Source organism: Variovorax sp. LjRoot84 (genome assembly GCF_964254305.1).
GTDB lineage: Bacteria > Pseudomonadota > Gammaproteobacteria > Burkholderiales > Burkholderiaceae_C > Variovorax.
The window spans coordinates 127,866-144,492 of sequence record NZ_CAXUTE020000002.1; the positions used below are offsets into that span (position 1 = coordinate 127,866).

The following is a 16,627-nucleotide window of genomic DNA, read 5'->3' on the forward strand; positions in this document are numbered from 1 at the left end:
CGATGAACGCATCGGTGTCTTCGATCGCGCCGGACCGCGTGGTCAGCACGCCGCCCCTGGACCTGGGTCGGCTCGGCACCTACCTGCAGGTGCACGCGGCGGGCTTCCGCGGCCTGCGGCAGGCCGAGCGCCTGGTGGGCGGCAACTCCAATCCGATCTGGCGGCTCACCGCCGACAGCGGCCAATACATCCTGCGCACGCAGCCGGCCGGGCAGCTGCTGAAATCGGCGCATGCGCTCGACCGCGAGTTCCGCATCCTCTCGGCGCTGTACGGCAGCGCAGTGCCGGTCCCGAAGCTGCACGTCCTCTGCAACGAGCTCGACGTGGTCGGCGTGCAGTTCTACCTGATGGATTTCGTCGATGGCGTGGTGCATCGTCACGTCGGGCTGCCGGAGCTGCCGCGCGAGCGCCGCGCAGACATCTATGTCGCGGCCATCGACAACCTGGTTGCGATCCACCGCACCGACATCGATGCGCTCGGCCTGCGCGACTTCGGCCGCGCGGGCAACTATTTCGAGCGCCAGCTGCACCGCTGGACGCAGCAGTACCGCACCGCCATGCCCGAGGGCGTGGCAGAAATGGATGAGCTCATTGGCCGCCTGCAAACCGCGCTGCCGCGGGCCGAGCACCCGACCGTCCTTCTGCACGGCGACTCGCGGCTGGACAACCTGATGTTCGAGCGCGACGGCGACCGCGTGGTGGCCGTGCTCGACTGGGAGCTGTCGACCCTGGGTCATCCGCTGGCCGATCTCGGGCAATTCCTGGGTGTTCAGGAGCTGCCGGCCGACTATCTGCTGCCGGGCCTGGCCGGCATCGATCGTGCGGCCGCGGGCTTGCCGGACTCGGCCTGGATGGCCGACCGCTACCTGCGCGCCATGCAAATGGACCCGCGCACCGACATGCGCTTCTACAAGGCCTTCGCGATGTTTCGCCAGGCCGCCATGTCGGCGGGACTGCGCCGCCGTGCCGCGCTGGGCACGGCGGTCGCCGAAAGCGCGCTCCTGTTCGGCAACACGATGGACGTGTTCGCGCGTACGGGCCTGAACACTTTGGAATCAATCCCATGACACCCCACAATCCTTTCGACCTCAGCGGCAAGGTAGCCTTGATCACGGGCTCTACGCAGGGCATCGGCGCGGCGACTGCCCGCGTGCTGGCGCAGGCTGGCGCGCACGTGGTCATCAGCAGCCGCAAGGCGGACGACTGCGAGCACGTGGCGCAGACCTTGCGCGACGAAGGCCTTCGCGCCGAAGCCCGCGCCTGTCACATCGGACGCATGGAAGACATCGCCGAGATGGCCGCGCATCTCCAGGCGACGCACGGCGGACTGGACATCCTGGTCAACAACGCCGTGATGAGTCCGTGGCGCACCATCGAGGACATCGACGTCGGCCTCTTCACCAAGGCAATCGACGTCAACCTGCGCGGCTACTGGTTCCTCTCGGTCGAAGCCGCGAAGCTCATGAAGCCGCGCGGCGGGGGCAGCATCGTCAACATCTCGTCCCTGTCGGCCTGGCACCCGGAAAAAATGCTGAGCCTGTACGGCACCCTGAAAACGGCGCTGATCGGCATGAGCCGCGTGTTCGCGCTGGAGTACGGGGAGTTCGGCATCCGGGCGAACACGGTATTGCCCGGCGTGATCGAGACACGCCTGGCAAAGGCCTTCGACGGAGAGGCACGCGAGCGCATCCTGAAGAAGACGCCCGTGCATCGTCTCGGGCAACCCGAAGAGATCGGCTATGCGGTGCTCTACCTGAGTTCGCCGGCCGGCGCCTTCGTCTCCGGCGCGAGCCTGTCGGTGGACGGTGGCATGTCGATTTCCATGATCTGAGGTCCCCCATGAAAGCAGTCCTTGCCAAACGCCACGGCCCTCCCGAATCGCTCGTGCTCGAAGAGGTCGCTTCCCCCGTGCCGGGTCCGGGGCAGGTGCTCGTGTCGGTCCACGCGAGTGCCGTCAACTTTCCCGACACGCTGATCATCGAGAACAAGTACCAGTTCAAGCCCGAACTGCCGTTCTCGCCCGGCGGCGAAGTGGCGGGTACCGTCAAGCAGGTGGGCGAGGGCGTCAAGGGCCATGCACCCGGCGATCGCGTCATTGCCGTCTGCGGCTGGGGCGGCTTTGCCGAGGAAGTGCTGACCGACGCGAGCAAGCTCGTGCGCTTGCCTGGCGGTGTGGACATGGAGGCCGCCGCGGCCCTGGTCATCACCTATGGCACCTCGCATTACGCGCTGAAGGACCGCGCCGCCATCCAGCCCGGCGAAACCCTGCTGGTGCTGGGCGCGGCCGGCGGCACGGGCCTGTCGGCCATCGAACTCGGCAAGCTCATGGGCGCGAAGGTCATCGCCGCCGCATCGACCGACGAGAAGCTCGCCTTGTGCAAGGCCCTGGGGGCCGACGAGACCATCAACTACGCCACGGAAGATCTGCGTGAACGCGTCAAGGCCCTCTCCGGAGGGCGCGGCGTCGACGTGGTCTACGACCCGGTCGGCGGAAGCTACACCGAGCCGGCGCTGCGCAGCATGGCCTGGAAGGGCCGCTACCTGGTGATCGGCTTCACCGCCGGCGAGATCCCTCGGCCCGCGCTCAACCTCGTATTGCTCAAGGGCTGTGCGATCGTCGGGGTGTTCTACGGCGGCTTCTCCCAGGCCGAGCCGCGGCGCTACGACAGCCTCATGCAGGAACTGCTGGGATGGCTCCAGCAAGGACGCATCCGGCCCGCCATCACCGCGCGCTATCCGCTGGAGCGGGCGGCCGAAGCGTTGCGCGTCGTCGCTGATCGGCGCGCAACGGGAAAGATCATGCTGACGACCGAGCTCGGCCGCGCGTCCCCGCGGCAGCCCGGATAGGGATATCCCTCGTGTCGCGCAGTGCAGCGTCTCGGCGCAAGACGCGTGTCCGTGCTCTAGCGAAACTGCATCAGCGGAGACCCGATTCCCGGTGCTCCGACAGTTCGAAGGAGTCGACGAGATGACGAGATCTGCTGGCCGCACAGCCCCATGGTTTGTCGCTGCCGCCATCGCCGCCCCCTTGCTGGCCCAGGCGCAGGCGACGCAAGGGGTCACCAAGAACGAAGTGCTGGTCGGCACCATCCAGGACCTGTCCGGCCCGATCGCCGCCTTCGGCAAGGAGACGGTCAACGGCATGAACATGCGGATCGAGGAGGCCAATGCCGCAGGCGGCCCGGCCGGCCGCAAGATCCGGTTGATCGTCGAAGACTCCGGCTACGACACCAAGAAGGCCGTGCTGGCGGCGCAGAAGCTGGTGCAGAACGACAAGATCTTCATCACGGTGGCCAACATCGGCACCGCCCTTGCGCTCACCACGATGCCGATCTTCACCGAGGCCGGGGTCATCCACGCCTTTCCGCTGGCGTCCGCGCGCGGTCTCTACGACCCGCCGACCCCGCTCGCCTTCGCTTTCGCCGTGCCCTACTACCAGCAGGGCCGCGTGATCGTCAAGGCATTGAACCAGACCAAGCCGGAGCGCAAATGGTGCTCGCTGATCCAGGACGACGAACTCGGCTCGGAGCTCATGAAGGGCGTCGAGTCGCAGATGAAGGAACTCAACAAGTCGGTGGTCGAGAAGACCACCTACAAGCGCGGCGCGACCGACTTCTCGTCGCAGGTCGCCAAGCTAAAGAGCGTCGGCTGCGACACGGTCGTGATGGGGACGACCTTGCGCGAGACGATCGGTACGCTGAACGAGGCGAAGAAAGTCGGCTTCGCGCCGCAGTTCATCGGCACCTCGGCCTCCTACTCGCACCTCGTGCCCAAGCTCGGCGGCGCGGTGACCGAGGGCTTCCTGTCCTCGCACGCGAGTTCGCAGCCCTATCCGGACGATCCGTCGAAAGCGCTGCGCGACTGGTATGCCGCCTACAAGGCCAAGTACAACGAAGACCCGGGCCAGTACGCCGTCTTCGGCTACGCCACGATGGACTGGACCATCAAGACGCTCGAGAAGGTCGGTCCGAATCTCACCGCCCAGCGCTTCGTGGAGACGATGGAGATCTCGACCTTCCCGCGCGACAAACTGGGCTTCGACACCATGAGCTTCACCAAGACCAAGCGCCTCGGTTCCGAGGCCGTGCGGATCTCGCACATCGTGAACGGCCGCTGGGTGCCGATCACGGACTACCTGCAGCCCTGACGCGGCGCGGCCCGCGCCGACCGCCCCCGCAAGCCACAGCGCGAAGGAGCGTTCTTGGAATTCGTTCAACTGCTGATCTCCGGCTCGGCGCTGGGTTGCATCTACGCGCTGATCGCGCTGGGCTTCGTGCTTATCTACAAGGCCACCGAGACCGTCAACTTCGCGCAGGGCGAGCTGATGATGCTCGGTGCCTGCACCGGCTACCTGCTGATGGCGTGGTTCAAGCTGCCGTTCTTCTGGGCCGCGCTGGTCAGTGTCGCCGGGATGGGGGGCTTCGGGATCCTGCTCGAACGTTCGGTCATCCGGCCGATTCTGGGCCAGCCGCAATTCACCGTGGTCATGCTCACCATCGGGCTCGGCTACATCACGCGCGGCCTGGTGACCATGCTGCCGGGCATCGGCACCGACACCCACGTCATGGACATTCCCTACAAGGGCGCGGTGTGGAACCTCGGCGGCCTGATCCTCAGCGCCGAGCAGGGCGTGGTGATCGGAACCACGCTGCTGCTGTGTGCGCTGCTGTTCCTGATGTTCAAGTACAGCAAGCTCGGTGTCGCGATGCAGGCGTCTTCGCAGAACCAGCTGGCGGCGTACTACATGGGCATCCCGGTCAAGCGCCTCAACGGCCTGGTGTGGGGCCTGTCGGCGGGCGTGGCGACCATCGCCGGTTTGCTGCTCGCGCCGATCACCTTCGTCCACGTCAACATGGGTTTCATCGGTCTCAAGGCCTTTCCCGCGGCGGTGGTGGGCGGCTTCGGCAGCCTGCCGGGCGCGGTGGTCGGCGGGCTGGTGATCGGCATCGTCGAGTCCTTCGCGGGCTTCTATCTGCCGGAGGGCTTCAAGGACGTCGCCGCGTACGTGGTGGTCCTGCTGATGCTGATGGTCAAGCCGAACGGACTGTTCGGAGAAAAGCTGCGCAAGAAGGTATGAGATTCCTCTTCAAGACTTCCTACGAGCAGGACCATCGGCTCGCCAAGCATGCGGGCGAGGCGTTCTGGTACGGCCTGTTGCTGATCGCGCTTGTGCTCGCGCCCTGGGTGGTGGGGCCGTACTGGACTTCGCAACTCACCTTCGTCCTCATCTATTCCATCGCAGGCCTGGGATTGATGGTGCTGGCCGGCTTCACCGGGTTGTTGTCCATCGGGCATGCTGCCTTTCTGGGCGTCGGGGCCTATACGCAGGCCGTGCTCACCGGGCATGGGTGGCCCTTTCCGCTGGCGCTGGCCGCCTCCGCCGGCCTGTCGGCCTCGGTCGGCGTGGTGGTGGGACTGCCGGCGTTGCGGGTCAAGGGCATCTACCTCGCGGTCGCCACGCTGGCCTTCGGCTTCATCGTCGAGGAGGTGATGGCGCGCTGGGAGAGCATCACCGGCGGCAACGCCGGCCTGGCGGTGAAACCGCCCGCGCTGTTCGGCTGGACGGCCAGCGGCGCCGAATCCTTCTACCTCGTGGTGCTGCTGACCTGCGTGCTCGTGACGGTGGGCGTGCTCAATCTCCTGCGCACTTCGACCGGGCGCGCTTTCATCGCCATCCGCGACTCGGAGATCTCGGCGCAAAGCATGGGCATCCACCTGGCACGCTACAAGACTGTTTCGTTCGCCTTGTCGGCCGCGATCGTCGGCATCGCAGGTGCGCTCTACGCCCACAAGCTGCGCTTCATCTCGCCCGAGCAGTTCGGGATCGCGCAGTCGATCGATCTGTTGCTGCTGGTGGTCGTGGGCGGGCTGGGTTCCGTTCATGGCGCGTTCTTCGGCGCGATCTTCCTGATCACCATGCCGCAGGCGATCGCCATCGCCAAGGATTGGCTTCCGCCGGCCATTGGCCAGGCGGCGGGGCTCCAGGCCGTCGTCTTCGGCGCGGTGCTGATGGTCTTTGTGCTGTTCGAACCGACGGGGCTGCACGGCCGGTGGGTCAAGCTGCGTACCTACCTCGAACTGTTCCCGACCTACCGACGCGGCATGTTCAGGCGCCAGAAGTCGTTCCAGAAATCGGAGAGGGTGCGCTGATGGACAGCCTTCTTTCGGCGCGCGACCTGTCGGTTCGCTTCGGCGGCGTGCTGGCCGTCAACAAGGTCAGCTTCGACGTGCATCGCGGCGAGGTGTTCACGTTGATCGGGCCGAACGGCGCCGGCAAGACGACCGTCTTCAATCTCATCAGCCGCATCTACATGCCGACCGAGGGCAGCATCACTTTCAACGGCGTGGCGCTCGACCAGACGCCGCCCCATGGCATCGCCGCCCTCGGCATTGCGCGCACCTTCCAGAACATCGAGCTGTTCGAGCAGGCGACGGTGCTGCAGAACCTGCTGATCGGATTCCACACTCATCGCGCGGCCGGCTTCTGGAGCGATCTTTTCTTTGCGCCTTCGGCCAGGCGCAACGAACTCGCGGCGCGGCGCAAGGCGGAGCAGGTGATCGAGCTGCTGCGGCTGATGCGCTACCGCGATCACAAGGTCGCGGGCCTGGCCTACGGCGTGCGCAAGGTGGTCGAACTGGCGCGCGCATTGTGCAGCGACCCGAAGCTCCTGCTGCTGGACGAGCCGTCCTCCGGACTCAATGCCGAGGAGACCGAGGACATGGCCTGGTGGATCCAGGACATCCAGCGCGAGCTCGGCATCACCGTGCTGATGGTCGAGCACGACATGAGCCTGGTGTCGCGCGTCTCCGACCGCGTGCTTGCGATGAACCAGGGCGAGGTGCTGGCGCTGGGGTCGCCCGCCGAAGTCCAGGCGCACGAAGGCGTCATCGAGGCCTACCTCGGCAGCATCGACGACGTGTCCAGCCTGCGGAGGCCGGAAGCATGAACGTTGAACAGTCGAGCATGCTGAAGCTCTCGAACGTCGAGAGTTCCTACGGCCCCGTGAAGGCGATCCGCGGCGTGAGCCTGAAGGTGCGCAAGGGCGAGATCGCGACCGTGCTGGGTTCCAACGGCGCCGGCAAGAGCACGATCCTGAAGACCATCTCGGGCGTGCTCGATCCGGCCAAGGGCAGCATCGAGTTCAAGGGCCGGGACATCACGGCGCACGACCCGGCGGAGGTGGTGCGCGCCGGCCTCAGCCATGTGCCTGAGGGTCGCGAGGTGTTTCCGCTGCTGTCGGTGCGCGACAACCTCATGATGGGCGCCTACACCCGGAAGGACCGCGACGGCGTGGCGCGCGACCTCGAGACGGTGTTCGGCTACTTTCCGATCCTCAGGGAAAAAGCCGCGCAGGATGCCGGGCTCCTGTCGGGCGGGCAGCAGCAGATGCTGTCGATCTCACGCGCGCTGATGGCGCAGCCGGAACTGATCCTGCTCGACGAGCCGAGCCTGGGGCTCAGCCCGCGGCTGACCAAGGAAATTTTCGAGATCATCGTGCGCATCAACCGCGAGCGCGGCACCACCATCCTGCTGGTCGAGCAGAACGCCAACATGGCGCTCAATGCCGCCGACTTCGGCTATGTGCTGGAGAACGGTCGCATCGTGATGGAAGACCGCTGCAGCGCGCTGCGCGAGAAGGACGACATCAAGGAGTTCTACCTCGGTGCGAAAGGCGCCGGCGCGCGCAGCGAGCGCCGCTGGAAGAAGAAGAAAACCTGGCGCTGAACGCGTGCTACCTATGCGAAATCCCACTCGACCGCCGGCCGTCCCGGCCGACATCCGGACGGTGCCTGCGCTGTTCCGCCATGCCGTGCAGACGTGCGCCGATGCCGTGATGCTGCGCCAGAAGGAGCTGGGCGTCTGGCGGTCCTACACGTATGCCGAGGTCGGCGAGATCGTGGCCGATCTGGCCTGCGGCCTGGTGTCGCTGGGCCTGGCGCCCGGCGACGTCGTCTCGGTGCTGTCCAACACTTGCCGGGAATGGCTGTGGGTCGATCTGGCCGGCCTCACGGCCGGTGGCGTGGTGAACGGTATCTACCCCACCGATTCGGCCTCCCAGCTGGAGTACCTGTGCACGGATTCAGGAACCACTTTGCTGTTCGTCGAGAACGAGGAGCAGCTCGACAAGTTCCTCGAGGTGGGCGAGCGCCTCACGCAGGTCCGCCAGGTGATCGTGTTCGACATGGAGGGGCTTGCGAATCTCGACGATCCGCGAGTGATCTCGCTCGACCGCCTGGCCGAACTGGGCCGCGAGCGGCGCAAGGCGCAGCCTTCGCTGGTCGAAGAACGCATCGCGAGTCGGCGACCGGGTGACCTGGCCGTGCTGGTCTACACATCGGGCACGACCGGCAGGCCCAAGGGCGCGATGATCTCGCACGCCAATGTGATGGCGGCGTGCCGCACGCTCGAAGCCTTTTTGCCGCCCACCAGGCTGCGCGAGCGCGCCGCGTTCCTGCCCCTGTGTCACGTGTCGGAGCGCATCTTCGGCGAGTACTACGCGCTGCTCGTCGGCCAGACCCTGAACTTCGTCGAGGACCCGGACACGATCTTCGACAACATCCGTGAGATCCAGCCGGACGTCTTCATGGCGGTGCCGCGGGTCTGGGAGAAGCTCTACTCGAGCGTGACCACCGCGATGCGCGAAGCCACCCGGCTCGAGCAGTGGGCGTACCGCAAGGCACTGGCGGTCGGCGAGCAGATGGCGCGCTGCCAGGAACAGGGGATGCCCGTGCCTCGCGGGTTGCGCCTGCGCTTCTGGGTGGCCCGCAAACTGGTGCTCGACAACCTGCGCCGCATGATGGGCATGGGGCGCGTGGAGGTCGCGATCACCGGCGCCGCGCCGATCTCTGCCGAACTGATCCGCTGGTTCATGGCGCTGGGCATTTCCCTGAACGAACTCTGGGGGATGACCGAACTCACCGGCGCCGCCACCTGCAACCCGCGTGGGCGCAGCAAGCCCGGAAGCATCGGCGTCGCACTGCCGGGTTCGGAGGTGAGGGTGTCGCAGCAGGGCGAGCTGATGGTGCGCGGTGCCCAGGTCTTCATGGGCTACCTGAACATGCCCGAAAAGACCGCCGAGGCCTTCGAGGACGGCTGGCTGAAGACCGGCGACGTGGGGCGCGTGGACGAGGAGGGGTACTTCTTCATCACGGACCGCATGAAGGACATCATCATCACGGCAGGCGGCAAGAACATCACGCCTTCGGAATGGGAGAACCAGATCAAGTTCAGCCCCTACGTGACCGACGCGGTGGTCATCGGTGACAGGCGGGCCTACCTGAGCTGCCTGGTGATGATCGACCAGGACAACGTCGAGCAGTGGGCACAGGAGCGCTCCGTCGCCTTCTCGGACTACAAGTCGCTTGCACGCAGCCGCGAGGTGATCGAGCTGATCGCCGAGGAGATCGAGAAGGTCAACCGGCATTTCGCGCGGGTCGAGCAGATCAAGGAGTTCCGCCTGATCGAAACCCGCCTCAGCGCGGAGGACGAGGAACTGACACCGACGATGAAGCTCAAGCGCTCGCTGGTGAACCGCAAGTACGCCGCCCTGATCGACTCGATGTACGCCGACAAAGCGGCTTGAAGCGCGGCCGCGCTCAGGCGACCGAAGCGTGCAGGCGGCGCATGCCGCGGATCCAGCGGTCGGTGTCGTCCGCCTTGTGGCGCATCTGCGTGTGGATGAAGGGCTGCGGCAGAATCAGGAAGCGCTCCTCGGCCAGCGCCTGGACGACCACTTGCGCCACCTCGGCGGTGCTCATGAGACCGTGCGAGAGGAGGTCGCGGCGCGCCTTCGGCTCGGCGCCGAGCAGCGGCGTGTCGACGCCGGCCGGGCAGAGGCAGCTCACCCGGATGCCTTGCCCCCCGTAGGTGATGGACAGCCATTCGGCGAAGGCCACGGCCGCGTGCTTGCTCACGGCATAAGGCGCATCGAATTGCGAGAGCAGGCCGGCCGCGGAAGCCGTCTGCAGCAGGTAGCCCTGGCCGCGCGACAGCATCCGCGGCAGCAGGGCCCGGGCGGCGTGGACATGCGCCATCAGATTGACGTCCATCACGCGGCGCCAATCGGCATCCGGCAGTTCGGGGCCACCGGCAGCCGTGGTGCCTGCGTTGGAGCAGAACAGATCGATCGGGCCGTGGCGCGACTCGGTCTCTTCGATGAGCCGCTGGAGTTCGGCCTCGACGGCCACGTCGACGAGCGCCGCATGGCCGCCGATGTCCCGCGCGACTGCGTGCGCCCGCGCGGCATCGCGGTCGGCGACCACGACGGCGCGCGCGCCTTCCTCCGCAAACCGCCGCGCCATGGCGGCGCCGATGCCGCTCGCAGCGCCGGTGACGACGATGACCTTGTCCTTGAGTTGCATGCAGGCTCCCCGATGTCTCTCGCCCGAGCGTAGGCAGGCCCGGGGCCCGTGTCTTGCGCCGAGTCGCTGCCCGAGCGGCCGCCGCGGCGTATGACAGCGACTGCGCGCAAGAAAGTTGCGGGCCGCTGGAATAGCCTCCGAGGGACTGCCACGACCCCTGGGACCGACGATGAAGGCTGCTGTTTTTCGCGGAGTCGACCGACTGCTGTCGATCGAGGATGTGCCCTTGCCGCAGGCCGGGCCGGGCGAACTGGTGCTGCGGGTCCATTACTGCGGGGTGTGCGGATCGGACCTGCACTCCACGCACCCGGGCCTGTTCGTCGTGAAGGACGGAACTGTGCTGGGCCACGAGTTCTCCGGCGAGATCGTCGAGAGCGGCGCCAGCGACTGGAAGGTCGGCGAGCGCGTGACGGCCTTGCCGAACAACGCCTGCAGCGGTTGCGTGGCACAGGGTTTTCAGGAATGCCGCGAAGGGCTCGGCATGATCTGCCCACACAACCGCCTGACCGGCTTCAGTCCAAACCGGCCCGGAGGCCTGGCGGAATACGTGAAGGTGCCCGCCGGCCAGGCCATCCGCCTGCCCACGGCGGTCGGCGAGCGCGAGGGCGCGATGATCGAGCCGCTGGCGGTGGGCCTGCATGCGGTGGAAGCCGGCCAGATCGGGCTCGGTGCGCGCGTGCTCGTGATCGGCGCCGGACCGATCGGCCTGGCGGTCACCGCCTTCGCGCGGCAGGCGGGGGCTGCGCATGTGGTGGTGAGCGAGTTCGCGAGCGGCCGCCGCGCCATCGCCGGGCGTTTCGGCGCCACGGCATTGATCGACCCTTCGGTCGACGACGTCGGCGCTGCATTCGCCAAGGCTGCGGGCGCGCCGCCCGACGTCATCTTCGAATGCGTCGGCATCGCCGGACTGATCCAGCAGTGCATCGAGATGTCGAAGCCGCGCGGGCGGATCGTCGTGGTCGGCGTGTGTCCGACCGAGGACCGCGTGATGCCGCAACGGGCGATGGCGAAGGAGATCAATCTCCGGTTCGTGATGGGCTATGGCAAGACCGATTGGCGGCGCGTGCTCGACCTGCTCGATGCCGGCCGCGTCGAACCCGGGGCCATGGTCACGGACACGGTGAGGCTGGAGGCGCTGCCGGAGGCCTTCGAGGCGCTGCGGCGTCCCACTACGCAGATCAAGCTGCTGGTCCGGCCGGGAGGCGCGAGTTGACCCGACGGTCAGCGACTTGACGCAAGAGACTTTGGCCGGCCTTCGTTAGCCTCGGCACAACTGCCCATCGCTCCCTGTTTGGACCCTGACCATGACCGCACCCGTCACCCTGACACGCCACGGCGACATCGCGCTGCTGCGCATCGACAATCCGCCGGTCAACGCCTTGTCGCCGGGCGTGGTCGCCGGCCTCGCGTCGGCGGTCGATGCCTTCGAGGCCGACCGCTCCTTCAAGGCCTTGCTGGTCCATGGAGAGGGGCGGACCTTCGTGGCCGGCGGCGACATCAACTCCTTCGACGACCCGCATTTCTCCGCGAAGCTCTACAACGGCACCCTGGCCCGCATCGAAGCGTTGGACCGGCCGGTCGCCGCCGCGCTGCATGGGACCGTGCTCGGCGGCGGACTGGAACTGGCGCTGGCCTGTCATTACCGCGTGAGCGTGCCCACCGCCGTGTTCGGCTTCCCGGAAGTCAAGCTCGGCATCCTGCCCGGTTCGCTCGGAACCCAGCGCCTGCCGCGGGTGGCCGGCGCGGAGCTGACGCTGGACTTGATCGGGACCGGCCGAAGCATCGATGCCGCCGCGGCGCTGAAGGCCGGCATCGTCGACGAAGTCCGCGAGGGCGAGCCGCTTCAGGTCGGGCTCGCGTTCGTGGAAGCATTGATCGCCCGCAGCGCGCCGCCGCGACGGCTCAGCGAACGCTCGGTGTCGCTCGAGGGCCTGCCCGCGGACTTCTTCGACAAGGCGCTCGACGAAGCATCGCGCCGCAAGGCCTTCTACCCGGCCGCCCGCAACATCGTGCTGGCGGTGCAGGCGTCGACCCTGCCTTTCGCCGAGGGCGAAGCCGTCGAGGCGCGCCTGTTCGAGGAACTGCGCACCTCGCCCCAGTCCCAGGCCCTGCGCCACCTCTTCTTTGCGGAGCGGCAGGCGTCGAAGATCCCGGGCCTCCCCAAGGACCTGAGCCTGCGCCCCGTGCGCTCGGTCGGCATCGTCGGCGCCGGCACCATGGGCGGCGGCATTGCGATGAACTTCGCCAACGCCGGCATCCCGACCGTGCTGGTCGAGACCTCGCAGGAGGCGCTCGACCGCGGCCTGAAGGCTATTCGCGGCAACTACGAAGCGAGCGCTGCCAAGGGCAGGCTCACCACCGCGCAGGTCGCCGAGCGCCTGGGCTTGCTCAGCGGAACCCTCGACGATGCCTCGCTCGCGGGCTGCGATCTCGTGATCGAGGCCGTGTTCGAGAACATGGACCTGAAGAAGCAGGTCTGCGCGCGGCTCGGCCAGGTGTGCAAGCCGGGCGCCATCATCGCGACCAACACCTCGACCCTGGACGTCGATGTTCTGGCCGAGGCGACCGGACGGCCGGCGGACGTGGTCGGCACGCACTTCTTCAGTCCGGCCAACGTGATGCGGCTGCTGGAAGTGGTGCGCGGTGCGACGACCGCGCCCGACGTGCTGGCGACGGTGATGCAGCTGGCGCGCACGATCAAGAAGATCGCGGTCGTCTCCGGCGTCTGCTATGGCTTCATCGGCAACCGCGTGGCCGAGGTCTACATGCGCGAAGCGGAGTTCCTGATGATGGAGGGCGCGAGCCCCGCCGAGATCGACGGCGCTGTGGAGGCACTCGGCATGGCCATGGGGCCCTGCCGCATGCTGGACATGGCGGGCATCGACGTGGGCGCGAAGACCGTCATCGAGTACGGCAAGGCCGGCGGGCTGCCGCCCGACGACAGCTACCGCGCCGTGGTGCGCAGGATGTTCGAGCTGGGTCGCTTCGGCCAGAAGACCGGGGTGGGCTATTACCGCTACGACGGCCGCAAGCCCGTGACCGATCCCGAGACGGCCCGCGTGGCCGAAGAACTCGCGAAGGCCCATGGCATCGCCCGGCGCAGTGACATCGGCGCGCAGGAGATCGTCGAGCGCCTGCTGGTTCCCATGATCAACGAAGGCGCGAAGATCCTGGAGGAGGGGATTGCCTACCGCCCGGGCGACATCGACATGGTGTGGACCTCCGGCTACGGCTTTCCCGATCACCGCGGCGGGCCGATCTTCATGGCCGATCAGATCGGGCTGCCGGTGGTCGCCGAACGAATCGCGCACTACGCCAGCGTCCGGGGCAACCCCTACGGCTACTGGACCGCGTCCTCCTTGCTGACCGACCTGGCCAGCCAGGGCCGGAAGCTTTCCGACTGGACAGCGGCGTAGGCGCTTCGGACACCTCGCCATCCCACCTCTTGCTCCGCATTCACAGGAAGACATCATGAAAGAAGCCGTCATCGTCTCGACCGCGCGCACCGGCATCGGGCGCGCATACAAGGGCTCGCTCAACAACACGAAGTCGCCAACGATGCTGGCCCATGCGATCGCACACGCCGTGCAGCGTGCCGGCGTCGAGGGTGGCGAGATCGAGGACGCGGTGATCGGCTGCGTGTTGTCCTCCGGCACCGCCGGCATGAACCTCGCACGCAACGCAGTGCTGGCCGCCGGCCTGCCTGCAACGGTGTCGGGGCAGACCATGGACCGCCAGTGCGCATCGGGCCTGATGGCGATCGCGACCGCGGCCAAGCAGGTGATGGTCGACGGCATGGACATCGTGATTGCCGGTGGCCACGAGAACATCACTGCCGTGCAGGACGCCTATATGGGATGGGTTGCGAAGGAGAAGGATCCGAGGGTGATCGAACACGCGCCGCATGCCTACATGCCGATGCTGCAGACGGCCGAGTTCGTGGCGAAGAAGTACGGCATTTCGCGCGAGGCGCAGGATCGCTACTCGCTCGCTTCTCAGCAACGCACCGCCGCCGCGCAGGCCGCGGGTCGCTTCGATGCGGAGATCGTTCGCTTCACGACCACGATGGCGGTCGTCGACAAGAACACCAAGGAGGTCTCTTACAGCGAAGTGACGCTCCACGCCGACGAGGGCAATCGGCCCGAGACCACGCTCGAAGGGCTTGCCTCGCTGAAGCCCGTGATCGAAGGCGGCGTGGTGACGCCCGGCAACGCGAGCCAGTTGTCGGACGGCGCGTCCGCCTGCGTGCTGATGGAGCGCGGCCTCGCGGAGCGCCGCGGCCTGGCGCCGCTGGGCATCTACCGCGGCATGGCCGTGGCCGGATGCGCACCCGAAGAGATGGGCATCGGTCCGATCTACGCCATTCCCAAGCTGCTGAAGCAGCACGGCCTGAAGGTCGCCGACATCGGCCTGTGGGAACTCAATGAAGCCTTCGCCTGCCAGGCCATCTATTGCCGTGACCACCTCGGCATCGATCCTGAAAAGTACAACGTCGACGGCGGCGGCATCTCGATCGGTCACCCCTACGGCATGACGGGCTCGCGGGTCGTGGGCCACGCATTGATCGAGGGCAAGCGACGCGGGGTGACGTACGTCGTCGCCACCATGTGCGTCGGCGGCGGCATGGGCGCGGCGGCGCTGTTCGAGGTCGCCTGAAGCAAAGCGAGCACCTCAGGCACAAGAGGAGACGATACGGTGGAAGACCAAACCCTGGTGGACAGCCTGTTGCGACAAGTCGCGAGCAGGCCCGATGACGTTGCGTACCGCACCGGCGACCGGACCTTGACGTTTCGCGAGGTCGACCGCGCCACCAACCAGATCGCAAACGCGCTGGCCGCCATGGGCGTCGGACGGGACGGCCGCGTCGCGGTGCTGACGAAGCACCACACGGAATGCATCCTGACGACGCTCGCGGCATGCAAGCTCGGCGCGGTGTGCATGCCCGTCAATTGGCGCCTCTCGGCCTCGGAGATCGAGTACATCGTGAACAACGGGGAAGCGCCGTTCCTGATGGCCGATGCGGCCTTCATGCCGACGGTGCAAAGCGCCCGGCTGCCTGGCGTGAAGAGGCTGGTTTGCACTGAGCAGGCGCACGAGGGCGCGCCCTCGCTGGCACAGTGGTACAGCGGCCAGGCCACCGAGTTCACCTCCGTCGCCATGGGGGCGCATGACGCCGCGCTGCAGCTGTATTCGTCAGGCACCACGGGGCTGCCGAAAGGTATCGTGCTGACCCACGCCGGCCTGCTCTCGACTTCGAGGGTGGTTGCGAAGGAATGGGAGTTCGACCATCGCCACGTGTTGGGCAATCCGCTGCCGGTGTTCCATGTCGCCGGCATGACCATGCTGCTGCTCACGCTGTACACGGGAGGGCAGACCTCCGCCTATTCGGAGTTCGATCCGGCCGCCTACCTGCGCAGCATTGCACTGCACCGCATCACGCACACCTTCGTGGTGCCGGCAATGATCCTGTTCATGCTCCAGGTGCCCGAGGCACGATCGGGCGACTACAACAGCCTGCAGCTGATGGCTTACGGCGGCTCGCCGGTCAGCGAAACGGTCATCAAGCAGGCCTTCGAGATCTTCCATTGCAAGTTCCTTCAGGTCTACGGCCTCACCGAGGTGTCCGGCCCGGCGACCTTCCTGTTTCCGTCCGACCACGCCTCCGGCGATCCGGAGCTTCTGCGATCGGCGGGGCGGCCCATCGGCGGCGCGCGCCTGCGCATCGTGGACCCCGTGACGCTGGAAGACCTGCCTGACGGCCAGGTCGGCGAAATCTGGATCGAGTCCGACCGGAACCTCAAGGAGTACTGGCGCAACCCGGAGGCCACTGCGGCCGCTTACCCCGAGGGACGCAATGCGAACGGCGGCTGGTTTCGCTCGGGCGATGGCGGCTACCTCAAGAACGGCTATCTCTACATCAACGACCGCATCAAGGACATGATCGTGTCGGGCGGCGAGAACATCTATCCGGCCGAAGTCGAGAACGTGCTGATGCGGCATCCCGCCGTGGCCGACGGCGCGATCATCGGCGTGCCCGACCCGACCTGGGGCGAGGCCGTCAAGGCGTGCGTGGTGCTGCGACCCGGCGCGCAAGCGACCGAGCGCGACGTCATCGATTTCATGCGCGCCAATCTGGCGCACTTCAAGTGCCCGAAGAGCGTGGACATCGTCGACGCGTTGCCGCGCAACCCGAGCGGAAAAATTCTCAAGCGCGTCCTTCGCGAGCCTTACTGGCGCGGCCAGAGCAGGGCGGTCGGATAGCGCG

The 16,627-nt window shown here is 67.0% G+C and carries 14 protein-coding genes; 13 read left to right on the forward strand and 1 reads right to left on the reverse strand.

The window, feature by feature from the left end:
* Positions 1–2: 2 nt before the first annotated feature.
* From ACSQ9I_RS31310 to ACSQ9I_RS31350, 9 genes are all read left to right on the forward strand, one after another.
* A complete protein-coding gene (locus tag ACSQ9I_RS31310) occupies positions 3–1,067 on the forward strand; it encodes a phosphotransferase family protein (RefSeq protein ID WP_436315970.1) in 1,065 nt (354 codons plus the stop codon).
* Positions 1,064–1,831 (forward strand): glucose 1-dehydrogenase, encoded by a 768-nt coding sequence (locus tag ACSQ9I_RS31315; protein WP_436315971.1) that lies wholly within the window; start codon positions 1,064–1,066, stop codon positions 1,829–1,831. The genes ACSQ9I_RS31310 and ACSQ9I_RS31315 overlap by 4 nt, the downstream gene beginning before the upstream one ends.
* Before the next feature lie 8 nt (positions 1,832–1,839).
* Complete coding sequence (locus ACSQ9I_RS31320) at positions 1,840–2,847, forward strand: NADPH:quinone oxidoreductase family protein (RefSeq protein WP_436315972.1); 1,008 nt, start codon at positions 1,840–1,842, stop codon at positions 2,845–2,847.
* Positions 2,848–2,968: 121 nt separating this feature from the next.
* Positions 2,969–4,147: an ABC transporter substrate-binding protein gene (locus ACSQ9I_RS31325; RefSeq protein WP_436297050.1), complete on the forward strand. Its 1,179-nt coding sequence runs from the start codon at positions 2,969–2,971 to the stop codon at positions 4,145–4,147.
* A 54-nt stretch (positions 4,148–4,201) separates the two neighbouring features.
* Positions 4,202–5,077 (forward strand): branched-chain amino acid ABC transporter permease, encoded by an 876-nt coding sequence (locus ACSQ9I_RS31330; protein ID WP_436297049.1) that lies wholly within the window; start codon positions 4,202–4,204, stop codon positions 5,075–5,077.
* Positions 5,074–6,150 carry a branched-chain amino acid ABC transporter permease gene (locus ACSQ9I_RS31335; protein ID WP_436297048.1) on the forward strand — a complete coding sequence of 359 codons (1,077 nt, stop codon included), beginning with the start codon at positions 5,074–5,076 and terminating at the stop codon, positions 6,148–6,150. The genes ACSQ9I_RS31330 and ACSQ9I_RS31335 overlap by 4 nt, the downstream gene beginning before the upstream one ends.
* Positions 6,150–6,947, forward strand: coding sequence for an ABC transporter ATP-binding protein (locus ACSQ9I_RS31340; RefSeq protein ID WP_436297047.1), 798 nt, complete (start codon positions 6,150–6,152; stop codon positions 6,945–6,947). Before ACSQ9I_RS31335 ends, ACSQ9I_RS31340 begins: the two co-directional genes overlap by 1 nt.
* Positions 6,944–7,726, forward strand: coding sequence for an ABC transporter ATP-binding protein (locus ACSQ9I_RS31345; protein WP_436297046.1), 783 nt, complete (start codon positions 6,944–6,946; stop codon positions 7,724–7,726). The genes ACSQ9I_RS31340 and ACSQ9I_RS31345 overlap by 4 nt, the downstream gene beginning before the upstream one ends.
* Positions 7,727–7,739: 13 nt before the next feature.
* Positions 7,740–9,584 carry an AMP-dependent synthetase/ligase gene (locus tag ACSQ9I_RS31350; protein WP_436315973.1) on the forward strand — a complete coding sequence of 615 codons (1,845 nt, stop codon included), beginning with the start codon at positions 7,740–7,742 and terminating at the stop codon, positions 9,582–9,584.
* 13 nt (positions 9,585–9,597) lie between these two features.
* On the opposite strand, the gene ACSQ9I_RS31355 is transcribed toward ACSQ9I_RS31350, so the two are convergent.
* Positions 9,598–10,362 carry an SDR family oxidoreductase gene (locus ACSQ9I_RS31355; RefSeq protein WP_436315974.1) on the reverse strand — a complete coding sequence of 255 codons (765 nt, stop codon included), beginning with the start codon at positions 10,360–10,362 and terminating at the stop codon, positions 9,598–9,600.
* 169 nt (positions 10,363–10,531) lie between these two features.
* Here ACSQ9I_RS31355 and ACSQ9I_RS31360 point away from each other — a divergent pair, with 169 nt between their 5' ends.
* From ACSQ9I_RS31360 to ACSQ9I_RS31375, 4 genes are all read left to right on the forward strand, one after another.
* Entirely contained in the window at positions 10,532–11,575 is a 1,044-nt protein-coding gene (locus tag ACSQ9I_RS31360; protein WP_436315975.1) for a zinc-binding dehydrogenase, read from the forward strand.
* Positions 11,576–11,666: 91 nt separating this feature from the next.
* Positions 11,667–13,778: a 3-hydroxyacyl-CoA dehydrogenase NAD-binding domain-containing protein gene (locus ACSQ9I_RS31365; protein ID WP_436315977.1), complete on the forward strand. Its 2,112-nt coding sequence runs from the start codon at positions 11,667–11,669 to the stop codon at positions 13,776–13,778.
* Positions 13,779–13,833: 55 nt separating this feature from the next.
* The gene (locus tag ACSQ9I_RS31370) at positions 13,834–15,018 is read left to right on the forward strand and encodes an acetyl-CoA C-acyltransferase (RefSeq protein WP_436315978.1); all 1,185 of its coding nucleotides are present in this window, start codon (positions 13,834–13,836) and stop codon (positions 15,016–15,018) included.
* A 39-nt stretch (positions 15,019–15,057) separates the two neighbouring features.
* Positions 15,058–16,623, forward strand: coding sequence for a long-chain-fatty-acid--CoA ligase (locus ACSQ9I_RS31375; RefSeq protein ID WP_436315979.1), 1,566 nt, complete (start codon positions 15,058–15,060; stop codon positions 16,621–16,623).
* Positions 16,624–16,627 lie beyond the last annotated feature (4 nt).

What these genes read in the sequence shown, in the direction of transcription:
- ACSQ9I_RS31315 (WP_436315971.1), top strand. Translation starts at nt 1,064, where the DNA reads ATGACACCCCACAATCCTTTCGACCTCAGCGGCAAGGTAGCCTTGATC.
- ACSQ9I_RS31345 (WP_436297046.1), top strand. Translation starts at nt 6,944, where the DNA reads ATGAACGTTGAACAGTCGAGCATGCTGAAGCTCTCGAACGTCGAGAGT.
- ACSQ9I_RS31325 (WP_436297050.1), top strand. Translation starts at nt 2,969, where the DNA reads ATGACGAGATCTGCTGGCCGCACAGCCCCATGGTTTGTCGCTGCCGCC.
- ACSQ9I_RS31335 (WP_436297048.1), top strand. Translation starts at nt 5,074, where the DNA reads ATGAGATTCCTCTTCAAGACTTCCTACGAGCAGGACCATCGGCTCGCC.
- ACSQ9I_RS31355 (WP_436315974.1), bottom strand. Translation starts at nt 10,362, where the DNA reads ATGCAACTCAAGGACAAGGTCATCGTCGTCACCGGCGCTGCGAGCGGC.
- ACSQ9I_RS31370 (WP_436315978.1), top strand. Translation starts at nt 13,834, where the DNA reads ATGAAAGAAGCCGTCATCGTCTCGACCGCGCGCACCGGCATCGGGCGC.
- ACSQ9I_RS31365 (WP_436315977.1), top strand. Translation starts at nt 11,667, where the DNA reads ATGACCGCACCCGTCACCCTGACACGCCACGGCGACATCGCGCTGCTG.
- ACSQ9I_RS31310 (WP_436315970.1), top strand. Translation starts at nt 3, where the DNA reads ATGAACGCATCGGTGTCTTCGATCGCGCCGGACCGCGTGGTCAGCACG.
- ACSQ9I_RS31340 (WP_436297047.1), top strand. Translation starts at nt 6,150, where the DNA reads ATGGACAGCCTTCTTTCGGCGCGCGACCTGTCGGTTCGCTTCGGCGGC.
- ACSQ9I_RS31320 (WP_436315972.1), top strand. Translation starts at nt 1,840, where the DNA reads ATGAAAGCAGTCCTTGCCAAACGCCACGGCCCTCCCGAATCGCTCGTG.
- ACSQ9I_RS31360 (WP_436315975.1), top strand. Translation starts at nt 10,532, where the DNA reads ATGAAGGCTGCTGTTTTTCGCGGAGTCGACCGACTGCTGTCGATCGAG.
- ACSQ9I_RS31350 (WP_436315973.1), top strand. Translation starts at nt 7,740, where the DNA reads ATGCGAAATCCCACTCGACCGCCGGCCGTCCCGGCCGACATCCGGACG.